Raw genomic sequence first — 18,846 nt, 5'->3', positions numbered from 1 at the left:
CTGACTTAATAGGATCCGCGCCGAGTCAAAACAACAATTGCGGTTTTTGCCAAAATAACAAGATCACCAAACACCGTCCAGTTCAATGCGTAGTCGGCATCTAATTTCACCCGTTCACCGTAGCCCAGGTCGTTGCGGCCGCCTACCTGCCAAGGCCCAGTAATGCCGGGCTTGACGCTCATATAGTATTTGGCTTTGGTGCCATAAAACTGTTTCAGCTCACTATCCACAACAGGCCGCGGGCCAACAAGACTCATCTCACCTCGTAGTACGTTCCAGAACTGCGGCAACTCGTCCAAACTGGTTTTTCGGATGAAACGGCCAAACTTTGTCACACGAGGGTCGTCACGGAGCTTGAAATCGCGCTCCCATTCGATTTGAAGCTCTGGATTCTTCGCCAAGTGATGCTGCAATACCTCAGCAGAATTCACCACCATGGATCGGAACTTGAGACAATCGAAGTCCTTCCCCTCAAGACCCACGCGACGGTGGCGATAAATTGCGGGGGTTCCGGTCGTGTAGCGCACGCACAACCAGACTCCCAAATAAATCAACCCGTGCGAGACTAGGAACAATAGCGCGACTACGACGTCGATTGCTCTCTTAGCTTTTTTCTCCCAAATAGAATGGCTCGAGCTTCGTCTCGAATTCTGGCTGATACCTGGGTCGGAAAAATTAATTTCAAACCCATCTACAGTTTCTTCTTTTTCACCCATACATTGGCCTCGTTTGTTTCAACCGCAGCTACGCGGCACAGCCTTATTAGCGTCCGATTGGCTGCTTAATCCAGATATAAGAAGCGCGGTTTGGCGGGTCTTGCCGGCAATCATTGGATCTCCCTTGGAGCTAATTGCTTGAACTCAAGAAGAAGTGTCTAAGCTGTCGGCTCTATGTAAATTTCGGCGCAAATCTCCCTCCTCGCATCAATTTCTGCGAATTTCATGAGAGACGAGAAAGATTGCGCCGGCTGCGGGGTGGGTTTGAAGCGTGGCCGGCCACGCTATAGATCGGTACCTATCGGTATCGCACTCCCACTTCACTGCCCAAGTTCACTACCTGAGCCGAAGGCAGAATGAGGCTGACCACACGGTTCCACTTCACGAGCGGCACCGGGTCGATGTAGACCACGTCTTGCGCCTCCAGGCTGAACTGCCTGGCCAGCACCATGGCGGCTGGGTTCTTGGCGTCCAGGTGGAAGATCGCAGGCAAACCGGTGGCACCCTGGCGAATCACGTAGATCTGGCCGGGGTTGGAGGTGGTGAGCACCGGGCCGCCCGCTTCGCCGAGGGCCTCATTCAGGTTGAGGCGGCCGTTGCTGCGCACCGTGAGTGCCGATGGGCGCAGGATTTCGCCCATCACATACACCTTGGCGTCTTCGCGGTTGGCCACGCGAATGGTGTCGCCGTTCCTCAAGGGAATGTCGTTGCCGTCGCGGCCGGCCTCGCGCAGGCGCGTGAGGTCGATGTCGATGGACTTGCCGTCGCGCACCAGAGTGACGGCCGAGCGGTTGCCGTTGGCGGTGATGCCGCCAGCGCGGTTGATCGCCTCGCTCAAAGTCATGGGCACGTCTGTGAAGATCTGCGAGCCAGGTACCCGCACTTCGCCCTCAATATAGGCACGACGGCTGCGGAAGGACTGGATGCGCACGGTCACTTCAGGCTCGCGCACCTGGGTGACGATGAGCTTGGAAATCAGGTCGCCGGCCTCGGCCTCGGTGAGCCCTGCCACCCTGACGCGGCCAACGTACGGAAAGGCGATTTCGCCCGACGAATCGACGATGAAGCCTGGCGCCACGCTCACACCGGTGGGATCGGCCTGCTGCGAGATGACCGCGCCGGCGTTGGGCAGCAGCTCGGGGTGGTCATACACGATGACGCCGACCACGTCTCCAGGGCCGATGGTGTAGCGCTGCGGCTTGCCGAAAAGGGCCTGCACTTCGGGCGGCACGTTCTTGGGCGCGGCCTTGGCCAGCGTGCGCACCAGGGCTGGCGTGATGGGAGTGATCCGGTCCTCGGGCGCTGCGTCTGGCAGGTACTGGAACTTGGACGGCAGGTCTTCAGCGACCTGGTACGGCTCCACGGTACCCATGCCCGGCACGACGGCGCACCCCTGAAGCAGGGTACCCAACATTACAGCGGCGGCCCATGCCGCCGCGTTTACTTCTCGTCTCAAAACCGACCCCCTCGTTGTTGCTTCAGCTCGGCCGACCGGCCCATCGAGGTCCAGCTTGTTGCTGAATACCTCATCACGTACCGATATTTTATCTTTTGTTGCTAAACGTTTGTATTCAACAAGTGACGCGGATCACTTTTTCGAAGATATCTCACGCTTCTTACCTTTTGCTACCCATTTCATGCAAAAAATGTGATGGATGCCCTTGCTCGGACAACATTGTTACTTAGAGGAAGTTACGCGCGGTAGAGCGAAGAAACCGGCTACTTGTCATCACTCATATTGGGTAGACCGGCGGCTTTTTTGTATCGCGCCAGGGATTGACACTGGCACTCAGCGGGCGGTCAGGTGCGGCATGTCCAATGCTCCAAAAAGAGCCTTTCGGGAGGGCATTTGTTGTTTATACCCATGTACACCATCGCAATTGACACCGGAATCTTCGTAGCTGGCGCCTTCCTGGGCGTCCTGTTCATGTGCCTGCTCCACGTTTCGAGGTCCGACGACTGATGCCGCCGGCCCGGCTTCATCGAGCCGGGCATGTAACCGTTGTTGCCGCGCATCACCACGGGACACCCCTCGTGACAGCCTGCTCAGGCGCCGTTAGGCCTTTTTCCCTACGGAAATCTGTGATGAAGTTGGCAAAAGCGCTTTTAAAATGTGAGCGGCCATCTGTGACAAGCAGTACTTCCAGCTACATTTTGTAAGCCAGAAGCAGCCGCTGATCCAGCGTAGCAAGCACCGGCAGTCCCAACGGACTGCCGTTCCTCGTTGTCGATTGCTTCTGCTCGCCCGCCTCCATGCGGGTCTCGCAGCCAGAAGGAATCCGGCAGGTCCCGGTGCTCTCGGCCCCTCTGTAGGGGCCACCTTCCAGCCATTTTTCAGGCCGTTCCTCGCGGACGGGCTACCCACCCCACGCGTGCAACCACAACGCGACGGCTTGAAGCGCATCTGTTGACTTTTTGAAACCAAAGTATCAATAATTAATGGTTGAGAACTATTTAGTTACTTAGCCGGGGGCGAGTTCAGCCCTTCTTTCCAACATCTTTTCTCTAACCAGTTGGCGTTCACCATGAAAAAACTCTCCCTCATCGCAGCAGCAGCCCTTGCCGTTACCACCAGCGCCGTCCTGGCAGCCACGAACCCGGCCACTTCGACGTTCCAGGTCCTGATCACTGTCAACAAGGCCTGCTCGGTGGTCGCGGGTACCGCTTCCAACATCGACTTCGGCGCGGTCGATTCGTCGGCCACCAACCTGTCCGCCAGCAGCAACATCAGCGTGACCTGCTCCAAGACGACGCCCTACAACATCGGCCTGCAGCCCTCGCTGGCCACCAGCACCACCGGCGCCGGCGTGATGAGTTCCGTGACCACTTCGGACACGGTCGCCTACCAGCTCCGTTCGGGAAGCGCCACCGGTCCGGTCTGGGGCAGCACCGCCACGGCTACCGATGTGGGCAACGGCGTGGCCGGCACCGGCACCGGTGTGGCGCAGACGATTCCCGTGCATGCCACGGTTGCCAGCGCCAACGTGACACCTGGCGCCTACGCCGACACGGTGACGGTCCTGGTCAACTACTGATCGATTGATCGACAGCCCATGCGCCACCTGCTGCTTCGCTATACCGCTGTTCTCGCGCTTGCCCTGGCGCAGGCGGCTGCATCGGCCAGCGGGCTGCAGGTGTCTCCGGTCACGCTGACGCTGCAGGCCACGCAAAACGCCGAAGGCCTTTGGCTCAGCAACACGGGCGACACGGTGGTGCACGCGCAGGTGCGGGTGTATCAGTGGACGCAAGAGAACGGCACCGAAAAGCTGACGCCCTCGCGCGAACTGCTGGTCAGCCCGCCGATGGTGCAGTTGGCCGCCTCCGACCGGCAACTGATCCGCGTGATTCGCTCGGGCGTTCCTGCGAGCACTGTCGAAGGCTCGTATCGGGTGATCATCGACGAGCTGCCGGTGGAGGTGAAGGAGAAGAAGGGCCTGCAACTGGTGCTGCGCTATTCGGTGCCGATCTTCATCGCGGCCGCGGGCGCCCAGTCGCCTGCGCCCCAGCTCGCATGGTCGCTGCGCCGCGAAGACGGCAAGGCGGTGCTCGAGGTGGCGAACAACGGCGGCATGCATGCGCAGCTTGCCGACGTGGAATTTCTCGACACGATCGGCCGCCGCACGCCGGTGCATGCCGGCCTGCTGGGCTACGTGTTGCCGGGCGCGCGCATGCGCTGGCCGCTGAAGACTTCCGCGGAGGCCTTTGCCCTCGGCGGCATCCTGGAAACGAAGATCAATGGCAACGCGACGCAGGAAAACATCCCGCCGCTCCCACGCGCCCGCTGAGCGCCTGCTGCCACTGCTGCTTCTCTCCGGTCTGGTGTCTTTTGCCGCTCAGGCTGAGAGTGCCGCAGCCGGCGCAAGCGCACAGGTGGCCGCCTCCACGGAGGGCGACCTGGCCGGCCCGGGCGGCAGCGACCTTTATCTTGAACTGAGCCTCAATGGCAATCCGCGCGGCCTGGTGCACTTTGGCCTGCGCGGGCAGGAGCTGTGGGCCAGTGCGGCCACGCTGCGGCAGCTGGGCTTCGTGCTGCCGGCGGGCGTGTCGGATCCGGTGCGGCTCAAGAGCCTGCCCGGGGTGCAGGTGAAGTACGACGCGGCGGTGCAGAGCGTGGCCATCCATGCCACCGCCGATGTGCTGCGCCTGCCCACGACGGTGGTCGACACATCGACGACCATCGTGCCCAAGGCCAGCGCTTCGCCCGGCCTGCTGCTCAATTACGACCTGTATGGCACGCAGGGGCGCGGCAATACGTCGAGCCTCAATGCGCTCACCGAACTGCGCGCGTTCAACGGGAGCTCGGTGCTCAGCAACACGCTGATGTCGCGCGCGGCCCGCAACGATGGCGAAGGCTGGCAGCACGATTCGGTCCGGCTCGACACCACCTGGAGCAAGTCATTCCCCGAAGACATGCTGACCCTTCGCGTGGGCGACACCACCACGGCCTCGCTGCCATGGTCGCGCTCCACACGAATCGGCGGCATCCAGCTGTCGCGCAACTTTGCGCTGCAGCCCTATCGCACGACCACGCCGCTGCCGGCCTTCCTGGGATCGGCCACGCTGCCTTCGCAGGTGGAGCTGTACATCAACGGCATGCGGCAGTACACCGGCCAGGTGCCGGCGGGGCCGTTCCAGCTGAAGACGGTGCCCAGCATCAACGGTGCGGGCAATGCGCAGGTGGTGTTGACCGATGCCTTCGGGCGCGCGACGACGCTCGATTTTTCGCTGTACGACACGCAGCGGCTGCTGGAGGCGGGCCTGTCGGACTGGTCGGTGGACCTGGGCATGGTGCGCAAGAGCTACGGCCTGCGTTCGTTCGACTACGGCAACGAAGCCGCCGCCACCGGCACCTGGCGCTACGGCGTGAGCAACAGCTTCACGCTGGAAGCACACGGCGAGGCCACCAAGGGGCTGGCCAAGGGCGGCGTCGGCGGTGCCTTGCTGCTGGGCCAGAGCGGCGTGCTGACGGGCGCGGTGGCGCAGAGCAGCTACGGCGCCGAGCAGGGCTCGCTGCTCAACCTGGGCTACAGCTGGCGCGACAACCGGTTCAATTTCACGGTCGAAGGCACCCGCACGCGCGGCGAGTACCGCGACGTGGCATCGCTGTACGGCAGCGCGCCGCCACGCGGATCGGGCCGCGCGTCGATCGGCTACACCACCAACGGCTTCGGCAGCTTTGGCCTGAGCTATCTGTACCTGCGCTATCCGGCGCAGGAGGCAACGCGCCTGGCAAGCGCGTACTGGTTCATGTCGCTGGGACGCAGCGCCTCGGTGAATGTGAGCCTCAACCAGAACCTGGACAACCGGCGGGAGCGCAGCCTTTTCGTGGGCTTCACCTGGGCGCTGGACGGCAAGGTCACGACCAGCACCGGCGTGCAGCGCGATGGCGACCGCACCACCTTCTCGGCCGATGCGCAAAGCTCGACGCCAAGCGAAGGCGGCATCGGCTGGCGCGCCGGCCTGCGCCAGGGCGGCGGCCAGAACGGCGGGCAGGCCGAGCTCGACTACCTGGGCCGCTACGGCCGCGCAATGGCGGGCATCAGCATGATCGGCGACAGCCGCTATGCCTACGCCGGCGCCACGGGTTCGGTCGCGTTCATGGGCGGCCAGCCCTTTGCGGCCCGGCGCATCGACGATGCCTTTGCGGTGGTCTCCACCGACGGCATCGCGGACGTGCCGGTGAGGCTGGAGAACCGCGACATCGGCACCACCGACAGCCACGGCATGCTGCTGGTGGCGCCGCTGCGCGCCTACCAGAACAACCAGCTGTCGATCGACCCGATGCAGCTGCCCGCCGACGTGCGGATCGAGCGCGTGAAGACGGTGGCCACGCCAAGCGACCGCGCCGGCACGCTGGTGCGCTTTGGCATCACGCCGATCAATGCGGCGGCGCTGCTGCTGGCGGACGAAGCGGGCAAGCCGCTGCCGCTGGGCAGCCGCGTGCGCGTGAACGGCGGCACCGGCGAGCCGGCGCTGGTGGGCTTTGACGGCGCGGTGTACCTGGAGTCGCTGGAGCCGCGCAACACGCTCGAGGTGCAGACGCCCGCCGGCCGCTGCCGGGCCAGCTTCGACTATCGCAAGGACGGCGCGGGGATTCCGCAGATCGGGCCGCTGCGCTGCATCAGGGAGGGGAAGACGCCATGAGCTTTTCTTTGAGCCGCACTTTGCGGGCGCTGCGCCTGCCGTTGTTTTGTGGGTTGCTGTGGTGGGTGGGGGTGGGGAGTGCGCAGGCGGCGATCAGTTGCACGGCGTCGATGTCGGCCCTGAATTTCGGGCCGGTGGAACTGGTCGATGGAGGCACCCCGCCATCCTCCACGGCCACACTGGACTACACCTGCACCAATACCGGCAACTCCGCCGAGGTTGCGACGATCTGCTTCAACATTGGCGACGGCGACGAAGGTCTCACAAACTTCAATCCGCGCGTCATGAAGAGCGCCGCCGGAAACTCCCTGAAGTTCCAGCTCTATCACCCGACGGGCAACACGATCTGGGGTTCAACCGGCAACACGGCGGTGCCGAATCCCTACATCGCTACGTTGAGCGTTCCTCGCCGAGTTTCTGTTTTTACGCCAGGAACTGCATCGGGAACCGCCCTCATGCGTGGGGTGTTGCTTCCGTCCCAGGGCGGGGTACCTCCAGGCGACTACCGGGACAACTTCGGCGGAATTCACACTTCGATCAGGCTCTCGTCGAACTGCGGCACCTCGGCCTCGGACAACTTTCCCTTCGTGGTTACTGCGACCGTCGCCAAGAGCTGCCTGGTCACGGCCGACCCGCTGAACTTCGGCAGCATCGACGGCCTGCCGGGCATGGGCAACAGGGACCAGACGAGCACGATCAACGTTACCTGCTCGACGTCCACCGCCTACCAGGTCGGGTTGTCGCCATTGAATGGATCGACCGCCGGTGCTGGCGCAATGGCGCCGACGGGGGGCGTGCCGGGCAACACGGACACGGTGCCCTACCGCCTCTACCGCGATGCCGCTCGCTCGATCCCCTGGGGCAACGTCTTGAACAACAACACCCTCACGGGCACCGGCACGGGCACGGCCCAGGCGCTGACCGTGTACGGCCGGGTCCTTGGCAGCAGCGTGAACGTGCGGCCGGACAGCTATCGGGACACCGTGACGGTCACCGTGACCTACTGACGCGCCAGTGCCAGGCGAGGGGTCGCCGCCAAAAAAAAGCGCAGGCGGCCTTAATTTTCCGGCTACTCTGCCGATAACCCAGGTTGGGGCATCGATGCGATGCCCTCCACCGAGGTTGCGACGAGAGGAGGTCCCATGTCCGGAAACATGTCCCGAGCGGGTTCGGCCGGCCTGCTGCTTCCACCGCGCGCCGCACGCGCGGCGGCCGCCGTCGGCATGCTGCTGCTGTTGCCGCTGCGGCTCGGTTCCGCCGAGCCGACGCACGGCCCGCAGAGCGCCACGGCGCGCTTCAACGTGACGATGATCGTGCTCCCGACCTTCAAGGTGCTCCAGGTCACGCCGGTGAATGGCGGGCATGAGTACCGCGTCTGGACCAACATGAAGTCGGTGCTCATCAAGGGCCGCGAGTACCGCTTCGACAAGGTCGGCGAAACCGCCTTCACCGTGGCCGGCACCACCGCCGACGGCCTCGACACCCTCGACCCCACCTGGCGCGGCGCCATCGGCGCGATGGCCGCCATCACGGCCCGCGCCGGGCCGCAAACGGCTGGTGCTGCTGCTGCGGATGGAGACGGGAGCAATGCGATGAGGGTGACGGTGATTTACTGAGCGTTCATTTATTGAAGCGTTCGTCGCAACGCACGCAGCGGCGCTGTGAGGCGCCATGATTTCGACGTTTGGTGCGCCTTCAGTTCGCAGCGGATGGCATTCAGGGCGCGTTCAACTTCCGCTACCCGGGCGTTTGCCGCTTCCAGCTCCAAGGTTTTCGCCTGGACTTCGACTTTCAGTTTTGCCACGTGCTCGCTGAGGTCAGGCATTGGCGGAGCCAAGCCATGCTGCATCCGCTTCCAGCTGTCGGCAATGGCCTCCGGGTCGGTCGAGGGGCGTAGAAATACCGAGAACTCGAGCGAGTTGTACGGGGTGTCGCAAAACCCGGCGCACTCGAAATCCAGCAGCCCATACCGAGCCGCCTCGATCATCAGGGCCGCACAGCTTTGCGGCGTGAACACCCAACAGTGAACGTCGTGGTAGTTCTCCGTCGTCAACGCATCCTGCACCATGTCCATGGCCACCTCGAACGAGTGGCAGTGTTCGAGCTGTGATGGATCGAGCGGCCCTTTCCATGCCTGGTTGACATCCACATGCCGCGCATACGTCACGTGATCGAAGATGTTGGCCGGTAGCGGTCTTCTGGCACGGCGCGCATATGCATCGATCAGGTCCTGCAATGCAGTTTCCCGGCGCAGGTAGTCGAAGGTAAACCTCTTGTCCGGAACGACAAGGCGGATCTGGCCTCCTGGCTTGAGCACCGCGCGAAGTTCCTTCAGCCAGGTAATGAGATCGGGAACGTGCTCCACGACGTGCGAAGCAATGACGTAGTCGACCTGGCGCCCTGCGCATTCGAGCAAGGTATTGGCACCCCAGACCGCATCGACTTCCACGATCTGATCCACGTCGATGCCGTGCCCGACACCATACTTTTTTCGTAGCGCCCCGGTATCGACGTGATCGACGTAGACGACATCCGTTTCCGACTTGTGGAAAAAGGGGCTGCACAGAGCTCCAATTTCAAGGACGGTTGAACCGGGCGTCGGGATGCCCGCTCGCACGATGTCTCGAATATTCAAAGCTGCGCCCTCGCCAAGAAAGTCGAGCAGCGATTTTGGCGCGGTTGGCTCGGCCGAGCGCCGTGCGTTTCGACTGCTCACATCCCGTATGCGTCAGGCCACACGGCGACCGGTTGGATCAGGCGGCGAGCGCAAAGCGCTCATCGTTCCTCGTCTTTTCGGCTTGGCTCTGCTCGACGAACTTGGCCCGCTTGATCTTCACCTTGTGAAGCTTGCGCGCCTGCCACAAGTCGTGCTCCGCCTGCATGCGCAGCCAGGTCCCGGGCTCTCCAGTCAGCCACTCGGCGAGCCGTATAGCCATTTCTGCACTGATCGCAGCGCGCCCGTTGAGGACACGCGACAGCGCGGTGCGAGACACCTTCAACTGCTCAGCAGCTTCCGTTACCGTGATTCCCATGGCCGGAAGCACGTCTTCTCGGAGGATCGATCCGGGGTGCGGAGGGTTGTACATGTTCACCATATCGGATCCTTTCAGTGGTAATCCTGATAATCGACCAGGATGGCATCCCCACCCTCAAACGTATAGGTCAAGCGCCAATTTCCATTCACGGAGACTGCCCAATGTCCCGCGAGATCGCCGTTCAATGGATGCCACCCAAAACCCGGAAGGTTCATGGCCTCCGGGATTGAAGCGGCATGTAGAACAGCCATAAGCCGCAGCAGCTTGGGCGCGTGATGAGGCTGAATGCCACTCTTCTTGCCCGTCAGAAAAAATTCCTGAAGCCCCTTGTGGCGCCACGTTTTTATCATGTGCCATTGTAGCGCGTAACGCTACAGGCATCAAATTGCCGATCCAAGCCAGTGCTTGCTCGACGGCTCCGAACTCAGGGAGTAGACGGTCCTCTCCAGCCTCTATGCGGATCTGGTGCGGCGTCGCTCAATCCTGCAGCGCCGCGTCTGAACCATCCTGATGGGCGACTTGAAAACTGTCAGAAGTTCCACCATGCTTCTGCCACTCAGGATTTATCGCAATGCAGACTCTCGCCAAACAAGTGATGGAGCACGCCGCCGGGTTGCCGGAAGGCACGCCCTTGGTCGCGAAGGAACTGCTGCACCTGGGGAATCGAGCCGCCGTGGACCAGGTTCTGTCCCGCCTCGTGCAGCGCGGCGGGCTGCTGCGCGCGGGCCGCGGAATCTATGCCCTGCCAGTCGAAAGCCGCTTCGGCTCCCGGGCGCCCTCGGCTGCCAAGATGGTCGAGGCATTGGCGAGCCAGCGCGGGGAAACCATCGTGCCGCATGGTGCGTCTGCCGCCAACGCGCTTGGTCTCACTACGCAGGTACCTGTGCGGGCGGTTTATCTGACGTCGGGGCCAAGCCGTCGCTTGAAGCTGGGAGCACAAACGGTGGAGTTGCGGCATGCGCCGGTGTGGCAGTTGATCCTTCCGGGCCGCGCCGCGGGCGATGTGGTGCGGGCACTGGCATGGCTCGGGCCGGAGAAGGCCGGCAAGGCGCTGCGTGCGCTGCGCGCCAAACTACCGCCAGCCGAGTTGAAGGAGGTGGCGTCGGCACGTGCGCGCCTGCCGACCTGGATGGCCCAGGAGGTCAGTGCGCTGGTGCCGCATGACTGAGTTCTTCGAGCTCCCTGCCGACGGGGTCGATGGATAACCCCGCTGAGCCGACAGCAGCCGCGACGGCCCCCCTCGGATCATCCTGCGTTGCGAGGCACAGGCGTATTGAGCAACTGCTGCTCCCAAAGATACGCGATGCCGCTGCCGGCGAAGTGCTGGATGAGAATCTCGGTCAGCTCCTCGACATGCTCGGTGCGCGCCCAATCGCGTTGCCATTCGCCAGTGAGTGCCATCACGGTCATCACGTTTGCGCCGGCCGCGATCATTCGCTGGATGGCAACTTCGTGAGACTCCTTCGAGATCCCGCCCGACGCGTCGGTGATCACGGTCACGTCCCAGCCTTCGCCGGCGGCCTGGATGACAGGCATTGCGACGCAGACCTCGGTCCACAGGCCGGCGATGATCAGTTGCTTGCGGCCAGTCGCCTTGACGACGCTCACCACATTTTCGTCCTGCCAGGTGTTCACCCAGGTGCGATCGATGACTTCCTGGTCTGGAAATACGTCGGTGATCTGCTTGAAGAGAAGTCCGCCGCGCGCCGCGATCACGCTGGTGAGAATGGTCGGAACATTGAAGGCTTTTGCCAACTTAGCCAGCGCGGTCGTGTTGTTCACCACGGCCTGCGGGTCGTGGCTGTTCAGGTTGGAGAGCTGGTAGGGCTGGTGGTCGATAAGAACGAGTACCGAGTCTTCGGGACGAAGAAGCGAAGCCAGGCCGTTGCGAAAAGTCATTGATGGATCCTTAGTTTCGGTTGTGAACGGGACGTTGCTTGCCCCGAAGCAGGATTCTGTTGTTCCCCTCTTTGATGCGGTAGTACCATTTCGCGGCGAGCTGTGTCGCGCAACGGGGAACACCAAATTGGATATCGAAGAGCTGCAGACATTCGTGGAAGTTGCCGATGCCGGCGGGGTTTCGTCTGCTGCGCTGCGGCTTGGGGTGTCCAAGTCGATCGTCAGCCGTCGCCTCTTGCGGCTTGAAGCGGAACTGGGTGTGCAGCTGCTCGCGCGATCCACCCGCGGGGCCGCGCTCACTGAAGCCGGGGCCACCTTCCGGGACCATGCAGCCAGGGTCTGCACCGAGATCAATGTGGCCAGGGAAGCGATCCTGCCCGCCGGCGACCTTCGCGGCCGCTTGCGCGTTGCGGTGCCGTTTTCCTTGGGCCCGACTCACTTCGCTCCCATGCTCGCGGAAATGGCGCGACGCCACCCCGGGCTTCACATCCAGACTTGCTACAGCGATCGCTTCGTCGATCTCATCGCGGAGGGTTACGACTGCGCGATACGGGTCGGCTATCTACAGGACTCCAACCTGATCGCAAGGCGCATCGGCCCGGTCCATGGAAAGCTCGTCGCGAGTCCGGCCTATGTCAAGGCGCATGGCTCGCCCGAGACACCGGAGGAGCTTGCCGGCCATCAGGCCCTGATGCAGGGAACCGAGGCCTGGCAGCTCACGGATGGCGACAAGGTCATCACGGTTCGCCCGCAGGGGCGCTTCAAGGCCGACAACGGCACGGCCCTGGTCGCCGCTGCGACAGCAGGACTCGGGATCGCCTACCTGCCCGATTGGCTCACCGATGAACATGTGGCTTCCGGGGCACTCGTGCAGGTCATGACACGCCATCCGCCACCGCAGGCAGGTGCCTATGTGGTCCGGCCGCCGGGCCAGCATCCCGCACGGAAGATTCGGGTCCTCACCGAACTCCTGATCGAGTATTGCGACCCGTCTCCGCATCCGGCCCCTGCGCCGCTCCGGCATTGAAGGAAGCAACTCACTGCGAGTCGATCCTGGCCTGCAAACCCGCAGGCTTCAACCGGCTCGAAAGAAAATCCAGAAACGCACGGTGCACAGCGGTACTGTGCCGGCGCTGCAGGTACACGGCGGACAGCCACATGTCGCTGCGGACGAATTCCGACAAGACGGGCACCAGTCGACCGCTCTCGACATAAGGTTTCAGCACGACCGACGGCAGATAGACGACGCCGGCCCCCAACAGTGCTGCCTGGATCAGGGGGCCAGCTTCCGTGGCATCCAGCCTTCCACGGATCGCGACTTCGACTGGCTGGCCGTCGGCCTTGAAGTGCCATTTCGGCAGCGGATTCAGATGGGTATTGAACAGCGCTGCGTGTTGCGCGAGCTCATCGGGATGAACGGGCACGCCATGCTTGCGCCAGTACACCGGGGCCGCGCAGACGCTGAGTTCCATGGCCACGAGCTTTCGAACAATCAGGTTCTCGTTGGCTGACGCGCCGAAGCGAAGCGCGATGTCGATGCCCTCTTCTGCAAGATCGACCATGCGGTTCGTGAGCACAAGACTGATGCTGACCTCCGGATAGTGGCCAAGAAAGGTGTTGATCAGCGCCGGCAGTTCCGTCAGCTCCATGCCGAGCGGTGCCGAAATGCGCAGCCGCCCGCTTGGGACCCGCGCGCGGTCTTGAAGCTCGGCGCGTGTCACGTCGGCCAGTTCCAGTATCGGCCTGCTCCTGTCGAGCAGCAGCAGGCCTGCGTCCGTGAGGCTGACCGCGCGATTGGTCCGGTTCAGCAACCGCACGCCGAAGCGGTGCTCGAGGGCCGCGATGTATTTGCTGACGGTCCCCCGCGACAGCGCCAGGTGCTTGGCGGTGCGGGAGAAGCTTCCGGAAGAGGCCACCTCGCTGAAGGTGCGCAGGAGATCCAGGCTGTCCATGATTGTTCTCCTACAAAGCTTTCGTCCGGTCGATGTTCAGGCGAGGCCGAGTTTTTTTCTCAGGCTCGCGTCCACCGGTCCCGCAGGCATGAAGCGGCGCAGCTTCGTCAGCAAGGACGCCTCCCCCGGCGGCGTGCAGCGCATGCGCCATGGGCCGAGCGCCGCCTCGACGATGGTGCCCGCCACGCCGTGCGGCTCGGGCGCACTGTTCACGCTGTCGGCCACGGAGAGCGCCACCAGGTCGCGTTCGCGGTCATAGCCCGCGATCCGCACCTTGGTGCGCGGTGCGTTGGCATCGAGGTTGGTCCGGGTGAAGGCCGGCTGCACCAGCGTCGCGCGAATGCCGAACTGGCGCACCTCGTGGTCCAGCGATTCCGACAGTCCTTCCACCGCGTGCTTGGTGGCCGCATAGAGCCCCATGTACGGGGCGGGAAGCACACCGAGCACCGAGCTCACGTTGACGATCCGCCCGCGGCGCTGCTGGCGCATGTACGGCAGCACGGCGCGCGTCGTGCGAAGAATGCCGAAAACGTTGGTGTCGAACAGCTCCGCGGCCTCGGCCGTCGCGGTTTCCTCGACCGCGCCGATCATCATCATTCCCGCGTTGTTGACCAGCACGTCGATGCGCGTGGCCTGCTCGATGACGGATTCGATGCCCGCCTGGACCGAGCCTTCTTCGCGAACATCCATCTCGACGAACTCGACACCGGGCAGCGCAGGTGCCTTGCGCAGGTCGCGCGCGGTGCCGAACACGCGGCAGCCGCGCGCCACGAACATTTCCGCAGCGACGCGCCCGATGCCCGAGGACGCGCCCGTCACGACAACAACTGATGAACTCGACATGGCAATTCCTTCGATCTCTTGGTGAATGGTGATGAGGCGCGTCAGTGCGCGGGCTGGGCGGCGTTGCCTGGTTTGATCCTGAACCAGATCGAATACATCGCCGGCAGGAACACCAGCGTGAGGATCGTTCCCGCGAAGGTGCCGCCGATCAGCGTGTACGCCAATGCGCCCCAGAACACTGAGTGCGTCAGCGGAATGAACGCGAGGATCGCTGCCAGCGCCGTCAGGATCACGGGCCGTGCACGCTGCACGGTCGCCTCGACGACCGCATGGAACGGATCGAGCCCCTCCTGCTGGTTGTGGTGGATCTGCCCGAGCAGGATCAGCGTGTTGCGCATCAGGATGCCCGACAGCGCGATGAGCCCGACGAGCGCATTGATGCCGAAGGGCTGCTGGAACAGCAGCAGGGTCGGCACCACGCCGATCAGCCCGAGCGGGCTCGTGAGAAACACCATGACCATCGCGGAGATCGAGCGCACCTGGAAGATGATGATGAGCAGCGTGACCGCCAGCATGATGGGGAACAGCGGCAGCATCGCCGCGGTCGCCTTCTCCGATTCCTCGATGGAGCCGGCCTGCACGATGCGGTAGCCGGCCGGCAGCTTCTGCACCAGGGGCTGCAATTGCGCGGTGATCGCGGTCGATACGTCGGGCGGCTGCAGCCCGTCGGCGATGTCCCCCTGCACCGTGATCGTGGGCATGCGGTCGCGCCGCCGCATGATGGGTTCTTCCATCCGCACCTCGACCTCGCCGACCTGCGACAGCGGAATGCGCTGGCCGCCGGCACCGGCGAGCGTGAAGTCCGCGAGCTTCGCGGGATCGAGCCGGGTGCTGCCGGCCGAACGGGCCACCACCTGCACGGTGCGGATGTCCTCGCGCACGGTGGTCACCGGCGCGCCGCTCAACAGGAACTGCAGTTGCTGCGCCACGGCGCTCGAACTCAGCCCGACAGCCTGCAGGCGGTCCTGCTTCAGGGTGAAGTGCAGCGTGGGCGTGCGGGTGCCCCAGTCGGTGTTGACGGTGCGCATCATCGGGCTGGCATCCATCACCTGCCGCACCTCGGCCGCGATCCTGCGCAGCTCGTTCGCATCGGGTCCGCTGACACGGTAGGCCACGGGGAACGGCGAGTACGGCCCGAACACGAGTTGCGTCACGCGCACCCGCGCCTCGGACGCGAGGCCGTCGGCAATGGCCTGGCGCAAGCGGTGCTTGAGCGCTTCGCGCTCCTCCTGGCTGGCCGTGCGCACCACGATCTTGGCGAAGGACGGGTCGGGCAGTTCGGGCCCCATCGCGAAGTAGAAGCGGGGCGCACCCTGCCCGATGTAGGAGGTGACGATCTGCGCCTCCGGCTGCGTGGACAGCCAGGCCTCGACCTTGGCCGTGGCATCGCTGGTCTGCGTGATCGAGGTGCCGTAGGGCATCTGCACTTCGACCAGGACTTCGGGGCGGTCGGAGATCGGGAAGAACTGCTTCTTGACCACGCCCATGCCGAGGATCGACACCACGAAGAGCCCGACGACGGCGCCCGCCACCAGCCACTTGCGCGCAATGACGCGCGCCAGCACGCCCCGCAGCCGGTTGTAGCGCGGCGTGTCGTAGATGGCGGCATGGCCGCCTTCGATCTTCTTGAAGTTGGGCAGCAGCTTGACGCCCAGGTAAGGCGTGAACACCACGGCGACCACCCACGATGCGATCAGCGCGATGCCGACGATCCAGAACATGTTGCTGGTGTACTCGCCCGCGGTCGACGGTGCAAAACCGTTGGGCATGAAGCCCACTGCCGTGACCAGAGTGCCCGAGAGCATCGGCGCCGCCGTGTGGCTCCAGGCATAGGCGGACGCGGCCACGTGGCTGTAGCCCTCCTCGATCTTCACCACCATCATCTCGATGGCGATGATGGCGTCGTCCACCAAGAGGCCGAGCGCGAGGATCAGCGAGCCGAGCGTGATGCGGTCGAAGTTCTTGCCGGTCGCGGCCATCACCACGAAGACCACGGCCAGCGTCAGCGGCACGGCGGCAGCCACCACCAGGCCCGCGCGCCAGCCCATGCTCAGGAAGCTCACCAGCATGACGACCAGCAGGGCCGCGAAGAACTTGACCATGAACTCGTCGACCGACGCGCTGATGTTCACCGACTGGTCCGTGACCTTGGTGAGGCCAAGGCCCAGCGGCAGCTCGGCATTGATGGCGCGGGCTTCCACGTCCAGCGCCTTGCCCAGGTCGAGCCCGTTCCAGCCTTCCCGCATGACCACGCCGATCAGCAAGGCGGGCTCGCTGCCGTTGCGAATCATGAAGGTGGCCGGGTCTTCGTAGCCGCGCCTGACCGTGGCCACGTCCGACAGCTTCAAGGTGCGGCCCTGCGCGATCACCGGCGTGTCGCGGATCTTCTGCAGGGTGTCGAATGCGCCGTCCAGCCGAATGAACACCTGCGGACCATTGGTTTCCACAGAGCCGGCCGGGCTCAGCGCGTTCTGGCCGTTGAGCGCCGCGAACACGTCCTGCGGCCCGATGCCCAAGGTGGCCAGCCGATCGTGCGCGAACTCGACATAGATGCGCTCCGACTGCTCGCCCGCGATGTTGACCTTCTTCACGCCCGGCACATGCAAGAGGCGCTGGCGCAACGCCTCGGCGTCGCGCACCAGCACGCGCTGTGCTTCCCCCTTGGCCTTGAGCGCGAACAGGGCGAAGGTGACGTCCGCATACTCGTCGTTGATCATCGGCCCGATCACGCCGGCCGGCAGGCTGCCCGCTTCGTCGCCGAGCTTCTTGCGCGCCTGGTAGAACTGTTCCTGCACCTGGGCCGGCGGTGTGCTGTCGAGCAGCGTCAGGGTCGTGAACGCCAGGCCGGGCCGCGTGTAGGTTTCCGTGCGGTCGTAGTAGCGCAGCTCCTGCAGGCGCTTCTCGAGCTTCTCGGCGACCTGGTCCTGCATCTCCTGCGCCGTGGCGCCGGGCCAGGCGGTGATGACCGTCATCACCTTGACGGTGAAGGCCGGATCTTCCGCGCGGCCGAGCTTGAAGAACGCGACCAGCCCTGCCAGCGAGATCAGGCAGATCAGGAACAGCGTGATGGATCGCTCGCGGACGGCCAGCGCCGAGAGATTGAAGCGGCCTTCGCTCATGGGCGGGCTCCGCCCGCCGCGGCGGTCGCGGTCGAGGCCGCGACACGCACCTTCTCGCCTTCGCGCAGCAGGTGTGCGCCAAGCGCGACCACCTGGTCGCCCTGCTTGAGCTGCCCGGCCACCAGCGCACGCTCGCCGTCCAGCCGCTCGACGGCCACCGGCTGCCAGCGCACCGTTAGCGGATCGCCGCCGATGACCCAGACGCCTGTCGCCTTGCCCGTGTCGAACAGCGCGGCGATCGGCACTTGGACGCCTCCTGCCGGTACGGACTTGCCATCCGCGATATCAACCGTCACCGTCGCGCCCAGCGGTGCGCTGGCGAGCGCGCCTTCGAGCACGTAGCGCGCTTCGAAGGTGCGCGTGAGCTTGTCGGCCGCATCGGAGAGCTGCCTGAGCCTGACGGGCACGGCAGCGCCTTCCTTGCCGAACAGCGTGGCCTGCCCGCCGGAGCCGATGGCCGGGCGCAGCGTTTCGGGCAACTGGAGCACGGCCTCCCTGCGCCCGGCCTGCGCCACGCGGACCACCGGCTGCCCGGCGTTCACGACCTGGCCAGGCTCGGCCAGCGTCTCGAGCACCGTGCCGTCCGCATCGGCAACGAGTTCCGAATAGCGATTCGAATTGCGCGCGACTTCCGATTGCGCTTCGGCTGCACCGAGCTGGGCCTGCGCGGCATCCGCGGCAGCCTTGGCCTGGTCGTATGCCGAGGCGGAAATGGCGCCGGTGCCGCGCAGATCGCGGTAACGCGCTTCCTCGTCGCCGGCCTGCTTGGCGCGCGCCCGTGCGGCGCTGACCGCCTCCTGCTGCACACGCGCCGCCAGCCTCAGGTCGACCGGGTCGATGCGCATGAGCAGTTGCCCGCGCTTGACCGTCTGGCCCGCGTCGACCAGGCGCTCCAGCACCTTTCCGGAAACGCGAAAGCCCAGGTCGCTTTGAACCCGCGCGGCGACGGTGCCGGTGAACGAACGCGATGCCGACGCGGCGGCCTGGACCGTGGCGGCGCGCACCAGCGGCGTCTGGGTGCGCGGATCGGGCAGGGCCTTGTCGTCGCAGGCGGCCAGCGCGAACGGCAAGGCGCAGACGAAGGCGGATGTGAGGAAGCGGCGCGTGTGCATGAGGGGCCCATTGACGAATCGATCAG

The 18,846-nt window shown here is 64.3% G+C and carries 18 protein-coding genes; 8 read left to right on the top strand and 10 right to left on the bottom strand.

All coding sequences use genetic code 11. The features are described 5' to 3' along the window. Positions 1–5: 5 nt before the first annotated feature. On the bottom strand, positions 6–716 hold the full coding sequence (locus RZE77_RS10165) for a sugar transferase (RefSeq protein WP_319441713.1): 711 nt from the start codon (positions 714–716) through the stop codon (positions 6–8). 298 nt (positions 717–1,014) lie between these two features. After that, on the bottom strand, positions 1,015–2,088 hold the full coding sequence (locus RZE77_RS10160) for a polysaccharide biosynthesis/export family protein (RefSeq protein WP_319441712.1): 1,074 nt from the start codon (positions 2,086–2,088) through the stop codon (positions 1,015–1,017). Positions 2,089–2,580: 492 nt separating this feature from the next. Here RZE77_RS10160 and RZE77_RS33345 point away from each other — a divergent pair, with 492 nt between their 5' ends. The 6 genes from RZE77_RS33345 to RZE77_RS10135 all read left to right on the top strand — a co-directional run bounded on the left by RZE77_RS33345 (position 2,581) and on the right by RZE77_RS10135 (position 8,476). Further along, positions 2,581–2,679 (top strand): DUF3789 domain-containing protein, encoded by a 99-nt coding sequence (locus RZE77_RS33345; RefSeq protein WP_405547346.1) that lies wholly within the window; start codon positions 2,581–2,583, stop codon positions 2,677–2,679. Positions 2,680–3,241: 562 nt separating this feature from the next. Beyond that, on the top strand, positions 3,242–3,751 hold the full coding sequence (locus RZE77_RS10155; RefSeq protein ID WP_319441711.1) for a Csu type fimbrial protein: 510 nt from the start codon (positions 3,242–3,244) through the stop codon (positions 3,749–3,751). 18 nt (positions 3,752–3,769) lie between these two features. Beyond that, the gene (locus RZE77_RS10150) at positions 3,770–4,501 is read left to right on the top strand and encodes a fimbrial biogenesis chaperone (RefSeq protein WP_319441710.1); all 732 of its coding nucleotides are present in this window, start codon (positions 3,770–3,772) and stop codon (positions 4,499–4,501) included. Positions 4,502–4,586: 85 nt separating this feature from the next. Next, a complete protein-coding gene (locus RZE77_RS10145) occupies positions 4,587–6,860 on the top strand; it encodes a fimbria/pilus outer membrane usher protein (protein WP_319441709.1) in 2,274 nt (757 codons plus the stop codon). Beyond that, positions 6,857–7,867 carry a Csu type fimbrial protein gene (locus RZE77_RS10140; protein WP_319441708.1) on the top strand — a complete coding sequence of 337 codons (1,011 nt, stop codon included), beginning with the start codon at positions 6,857–6,859 and terminating at the stop codon, positions 7,865–7,867. The genes RZE77_RS10145 and RZE77_RS10140 overlap by 4 nt, the downstream gene beginning before the upstream one ends. Positions 7,868–8,002: 135 nt before the next feature. Beyond that, positions 8,003–8,476, top strand: coding sequence for a hypothetical protein (locus RZE77_RS10135; RefSeq protein ID WP_319441707.1), 474 nt, complete (start codon positions 8,003–8,005; stop codon positions 8,474–8,476). An 8-nt stretch (positions 8,477–8,484) separates the two neighbouring features. Here the strand turns inward: RZE77_RS10135 and RZE77_RS10130 are convergent, their stop codons facing one another. Genes RZE77_RS10130 through RZE77_RS10120 form a run of 3 tightly spaced genes read right to left on the bottom strand, consistent with a single transcriptional unit; the run spans position 8,485 to position 10,245 of the window. Further along, the gene (locus tag RZE77_RS10130; RefSeq protein ID WP_319441706.1) at positions 8,485–9,576 is read right to left on the bottom strand and encodes a class I SAM-dependent methyltransferase; all 1,092 of its coding nucleotides are present in this window, start codon (positions 9,574–9,576) and stop codon (positions 8,485–8,487) included. Between the two features lie 37 nt (positions 9,577–9,613). After that, a complete protein-coding gene (locus tag RZE77_RS10125) occupies positions 9,614–9,955 on the bottom strand; it encodes a HigA family addiction module antitoxin (protein WP_319441705.1) in 342 nt (113 codons plus the stop codon). 11 nt (positions 9,956–9,966) lie between these two features. Continuing rightward, positions 9,967–10,245 (bottom strand): type II toxin-antitoxin system RelE/ParE family toxin, encoded by a 279-nt coding sequence (locus RZE77_RS10120; RefSeq protein ID WP_319441704.1) that lies wholly within the window; start codon positions 10,243–10,245, stop codon positions 9,967–9,969. A 221-nt stretch (positions 10,246–10,466) separates the two neighbouring features. Between RZE77_RS10120 and RZE77_RS10115 the strand changes: the two genes are divergently transcribed. Then, positions 10,467–11,063: a DUF6088 family protein gene (locus tag RZE77_RS10115; RefSeq protein WP_319441703.1), complete on the top strand. Its 597-nt coding sequence runs from the start codon at positions 10,467–10,469 to the stop codon at positions 11,061–11,063. Positions 11,064–11,140: 77 nt separating this feature from the next. On the opposite strand, the gene RZE77_RS10110 is transcribed toward RZE77_RS10115, so the two are convergent. Continuing rightward, entirely contained in the window at positions 11,141–11,794 is a 654-nt protein-coding gene (locus RZE77_RS10110; protein WP_319441702.1) for a hydrolase, read from the bottom strand. Positions 11,795–11,921: 127 nt separating this feature from the next. Here RZE77_RS10110 and RZE77_RS10105 point away from each other — a divergent pair, with 127 nt between their 5' ends. After that, positions 11,922–12,821: a LysR family transcriptional regulator gene (locus tag RZE77_RS10105; RefSeq protein ID WP_319441701.1), complete on the top strand. Its 900-nt coding sequence runs from the start codon at positions 11,922–11,924 to the stop codon at positions 12,819–12,821. A gap of 10 nt (positions 12,822–12,831) precedes the next feature. Here RZE77_RS10105 and RZE77_RS10100 read toward each other — a convergent pair whose 3' ends face one another. Genes RZE77_RS10100 through RZE77_RS10085 form a run of 4 tightly spaced genes read right to left on the bottom strand, consistent with a single transcriptional unit; the run spans position 12,832 to position 18,820 of the window. Next, complete coding sequence (locus RZE77_RS10100; RefSeq protein ID WP_319441700.1) at positions 12,832–13,746, bottom strand: LysR family transcriptional regulator; 915 nt, start codon at positions 13,744–13,746, stop codon at positions 12,832–12,834. A gap of 36 nt (positions 13,747–13,782) precedes the next feature. Next, positions 13,783–14,589 (bottom strand): oxidoreductase, encoded by an 807-nt coding sequence (locus RZE77_RS10095; RefSeq protein ID WP_319441699.1) that lies wholly within the window; start codon positions 14,587–14,589, stop codon positions 13,783–13,785. 41 nt (positions 14,590–14,630) lie between these two features. Continuing rightward, entirely contained in the window at positions 14,631–17,708 is a 3,078-nt protein-coding gene (locus RZE77_RS10090) for an efflux RND transporter permease subunit (protein ID WP_319441698.1), read from the bottom strand. Beyond that, on the bottom strand, positions 17,705–18,820 hold the full coding sequence (locus RZE77_RS10085) for an efflux RND transporter periplasmic adaptor subunit (RefSeq protein WP_319441697.1): 1,116 nt from the start codon (positions 18,818–18,820) through the stop codon (positions 17,705–17,707). The genes RZE77_RS10090 and RZE77_RS10085 overlap by 4 nt, the downstream gene beginning before the upstream one ends. Positions 18,821–18,846: the final 26 nt, after the last annotated feature.

The organism is Variovorax sp. SPNA7 (assembly GCF_033807855.1).
GTDB classification, from domain to species: domain Bacteria; phylum Pseudomonadota; class Gammaproteobacteria; order Burkholderiales; family Burkholderiaceae_C; genus Variovorax; species Variovorax beijingensis.
This window is presented reverse-complemented; position numbering and strand designations above follow the sequence as displayed.